General features: G+C 38.2%; 6 protein-coding genes. All 6 read right to left on the minus strand.

Annotation, left to right across the window (positions count from 1 at the left end; all coding sequences use genetic code 11):
* Positions 1-228 precede the first annotated feature (228 nt).
* Positions 229-384 carry a hypothetical protein gene (locus QZU77_RS10450; protein ID WP_295603860.1) on the minus strand — a complete coding sequence of 52 codons (156 nt, stop codon included), beginning with the start codon at positions 382-384 and terminating at the stop codon, positions 229-231.
* Between the two features lie 121 nt (positions 385-505).
* Positions 506-1,441 carry a hypothetical protein gene (locus tag QZU77_RS10455; RefSeq protein WP_295603862.1) on the minus strand — a complete coding sequence of 312 codons (936 nt, stop codon included), beginning with the start codon at positions 1,439-1,441 and terminating at the stop codon, positions 506-508.
* 29 nt (positions 1,442-1,470) lie between these two features.
* Positions 1,471-1,971: a hypothetical protein gene (locus QZU77_RS10460; RefSeq protein ID WP_295603864.1), complete on the minus strand. Its 501-nt coding sequence runs from the start codon at positions 1,969-1,971 to the stop codon at positions 1,471-1,473.
* Positions 1,972-1,975: 4 nt separating this feature from the next.
* Positions 1,976-2,950 (minus strand): phage protease, encoded by a 975-nt coding sequence (locus QZU77_RS10465; RefSeq protein WP_295603866.1) that lies wholly within the window; start codon positions 2,948-2,950, stop codon positions 1,976-1,978.
* 6 nt (positions 2,951-2,956) lie between these two features.
* On the minus strand, positions 2,957-3,691 hold the full coding sequence (locus QZU77_RS10470) for a hypothetical protein (protein WP_295603868.1): 735 nt from the start codon (positions 3,689-3,691) through the stop codon (positions 2,957-2,959).
* A partial coding sequence (locus tag QZU77_RS10475) for a hypothetical protein (protein WP_295603870.1) occupies positions 3,688-4,329 on the minus strand: 642 nt, incomplete at its 5' end. The genes QZU77_RS10475 and QZU77_RS10470, both read right to left, overlap by 4 nt.

A 4,329-nucleotide genomic window follows, 5' to 3' on the forward strand; every position in this document is an offset into this window, starting at 1 on the left:
GTTGCATCTGCATTGTCGCATGCAATTTGAAATAGATCATCATCTGCCTCATCACCAGTATACTTAACGAGAGCATGGACCTTATTGACATCAGAATAAATATTAGAAGTTTCCTCGTTAGCGTTTTCTTCAGTCAAAAATATCAAAACCTCCCTATAAAAAAAATGAAAAAAAAGTTTAAAATTTAAAATTTATTTAAGAAAAAAAGTTAAAAAAAAGATTCAGGGTTTATTTTCCTCCTTCTGAATCGTCTTCGGATGCATCTTCCAATGCTTTAATCCTGTAAAGGATAGTATTTTCAGTTGACTCATCTCCGATTGCTTCTTGCAATTCTTCGATAGCAGCTGTATCTCCACTTTCACCATTTGCTAAAGATACAATCATGTCATAAACCCATTTATCATAGCCGCCTTTATGTCTTTGTGCAGCGGCAAAGCCTTTAATATTTGTAGTCATATATTTAACCCTCCTTTAAAAAGGTATAAATTTAGAGAGTAAAATTTATCTACTCTCCAAAAGTACCACTCATAATAGATTGCTTGTTAACCACATTAGGAACCATGTTAAACCAGAATTGTTGAGTGTTCATTTCTGGTTTGCCTTCAGGTTTGAAAATGTTAGTGTTAACTAATGCATCCGGTAATTTAGTTAAAGCTTTCTTATCACCAATTGCAACAGCAGTATCGATAGCTTGTTGAATAGTACTGTATTTAGGATTGGTGTATTTTTCAAGTACAACTGCAGGAACTTTATTGCATAATGCAAGGTAATCTCCATCTGCAACTACGTTTCCACTGTTCCAGAATTGAATTCCTTTCCAGTTGAGGTTTAAGATATTGTAGGTAATGTCAAAACTGTCAAGGTAGTCGCAAAGGTTGAAGTACTGATTAGAGTTTAACACAATATCAGTTGCCTGTAATTTCTGATTGGTTTCAAAGAACGCTTTTTGAATGAGGTTGACATCATGTTTAGGGTCCATGTCCCCACTACTATCCCAGTCAGTGGTTTCAGGTGCTTCAGTACCTGCACTGTCTTTTAAAGTACGTGCTACTAACAAGTCAGTGTAAATACATAATGCACTAATACATTGAACAACACGGTTAGGATATGTAGAAGACATTTGTCCGTTTTCTTCCCAGAAGTCACTGTAAGTGAATTCAAAACCTCTTCCACCTAATACACCAGCTTCAGGGGTGTTGTCAGTGAATTTAATGCTGGTGAAATCAATACCTTCAGCGTAACGGGTAGGTTCAGACATGATTTCATCTGCTAAAGCTTTTGCTGCAGATAAACTAGTGTCAATACTTACGAAAGTACCGGTTTTGTTTTGGTGAGTACCAAACATGTTTAAGAATAATAATTGTTCATGAGCGATTTCATGAGCGTACCATTCTTGATTTTCTTTATGTAAAAAATAATCTGGATCTAAAAATTGTGCCATAATATTTTTCCTCCTCTTGTAATATAATTTTAGATTGGCATGACTCCAAATGCTACTTTGATTTTAGCACCACTGTTTGCAGCTGCGTCTTCTAATGCTACAGCGTTATTAGTGCTTGTGCCTTTATCATAACATCCTGGAGTTGTAGTTCCGACTTTGATTTTGTCACCTGCTACAATTTTACTATTTGCAGCTTCTAATTGCACGGTTTTGATAACTCTTGCAAAAGTTTCAACACGTACAATTGCATTGTTATCATAATTGCCCCAAGTTGCAGAAGTGGTAGGTAATGCTCCTTCATGGTCATAGTCTTTCATAGCTATGCCGATTGGAGTGTCTCCAGCTGCACATTTTGCTACTTGTTCAGGGCCTACTATTTTTACTAAATCCCCTTCAAGGATTTCATTAGCGTAGGTTACTACTGATCTTCTACCAGAATGGTCTCTGCCGATTCTAACAGTCCTGTTTCCCATGTTTGCATCGAAGATATGGGTAACTCCGAATTTTCCTTTGTTTTCTAATTCCATCATGATTTTACTCTCCTGCAAAGTGATCTAATACTGCATTAAGATTTTCCTCTTCTGGAGTGAGGGTTTCATCTTCATCACCTTCTCCATTATCTCCAGTCAATAGGCTTCTTCTAGCTTCCAAATCTACGATGATTGGAGCGTCTTTCATTAAAGCCTTGAAGCTTTCTGTGTCTGCTAATGCTAATTTAGTCATTGCTTCTTTTTGTGCAGGCACTACTTTACCTGCCATGATTTGAGCATCGACTAATGCTTCTGCAGCTTCTGCTTTTGCAGCTTTAATCTCATCATCTTTTTCTTCACCTGGTTTACCTTCATCGTCTGCTGGTTTTTCTTCAAGAGCTGCCACTCTTTCTTCGATAGCAGTCAATTTTTCGGTAACAGGGTTAAGTGCTTCATCAAGCAATGCTTGAATGTTTTCCATAGTTATGGTCTCATCTTCTGCCATATCATTAACCTCCGTATTGGTATTTATTGGTTTTCTTGCATAGACAAAATCCTCAGTGTTAGTGGGTTTTGGTATTTTGCAAGTTGGACATGCACCTTCACCGACAATATCCACTCGATTTATTGTAGTCTTTTCAACTATCAAAACATCATCGTTTTGTGGACATGTCTTGACAGTTGCAGGTGCAACTATACTCACACTATCCAACTCACCTTTAAGATACAAATCCTTAATGAGTGGATTGGTTAGTGTAGCTTCCTTGATTTCAATACTATCATCAGTAGCATTGAAACCAACAGCTGTTATAGTACCTACATTAAGCAAATCCAATTTCTCAAGGACAGGACTCGCTTTTATTACTGCCTCTGGAAGGTGGTCTATACCAATAGGTACGCTTCCGTCATTGGTAAGAGTAGACTGCAGGTCCTTATAAGCATTAAGTACGTTTTCTCTGGTTACATAAACCTCTTTAGGTTCATGGTTAACGAATAAATTCATTTTTCCTTTCGTCCAGATTTTAGTATCTTCTAACATGATCTATTAGTCTCCTAGTCTTTGTTCTACTGTCTTTGTGCTAAACCTTGGAGTGCATCTGCAATTGGGATGGAATGGTGGGAAATTATCCGTGTCAAGTATGTCAAAAATAGTGGATTCGTTACTGGCTTCAGGTATTTCCTGGTCTCCTTCAAGTTCCTTGTATTTTTCAAGGCATAATTCACATGCACCAGGATCACATTCTATAGTGTAGGATTGTGCACCATTCTCACGTGCAGCTATAAGGTTAGATAAGTTGTTTGCTCTCATAGTTTCAGTTCTGGCTATCACTTGACAACGTGTAGTGGATAATACATCTATCCTTTGTGCCATCACATCCGCTATTTCACGTGGAGCAAGTTTATTATTGTAAGATTCAACAGCTATACGCTGTAGTTCGGTTTGTATGTCTTTGCCTACATTGGTTACATAAGTCATGCAGGCTTCACTCATGACTCCCTTGACTATTTCCTGATTGGCACCAGGAGGAAGTTTAGTCATTTCAACTGTCTTTACGATGCTCCTTATTATGGCCGCTGCTTCTGCTCCATGAACACCATTGATTAGACAGTTCTCTCCAACATAAGGATGTAGCTTTTCAAGCCATTCCTCCAAATCCTTACTGTTCCTGGTCCTTGCCTTGACATCGTTACGAATGTCTTTCATAAGGACCTTGAAACGTTTGGTGTTTGTATTGACTTGCTTTTTCAAGGAAATCCTATTGTTCTTTTTAGTGCTCATAATATCTGATTGATTAAATTATTAGCCTCATCAGTTCCAGGAATATTCTCTGTCATGGCATAATCAACATCTGCCTCATCATCATCCTCAGTTACAGTATCCCTATCTACCTTGATTCCGGATTGTTCCTGTACTGTAGTGGCAATCAATTCCTCAAACCAAGGGCTGGTGGTATCAACAAGCATGTTCTGAGCATAAGGCTGCAATGCACCTAAAAGTGCAAGATAATCTTTACCTATGAATGATTCAAATTTGATATTCGGTGCATTAGCATTCACTCCGAAGTTCCATTCCACTATCTGATTAATAAGTACCTGGAAACCTGCTGCAACATCTTCATGTATACCATTCAAGATATTCAGTGTAGTGTCCATTTGTGTGGATGATTGGTTGTAGCTTCCAGTTGCACTTGCATCTCCCATAATGAGGTTCCCTATGAACATTGCACGCAAGATGACATTATCATAAAGGTTAAGTGCATTGAAAAAGGCCTCTCCACGGTGGCTGGATTCCAATATTCCAACCTCATCCTCTAAACCTATGGTTAGACTGGTTTTGCCGGCACTTATCTTATCGAAATTCTGTCTCATTGCTTTAGCAGCTAAACCATCACTTGCTTTACCATAGAGTGTAGGGCT

The organism is uncultured Methanobrevibacter sp. (genome assembly GCF_902774605.1).
Classification (GTDB): domain Archaea; phylum Methanobacteriota; class Methanobacteria; order Methanobacteriales; family Methanobacteriaceae; genus Methanocatella.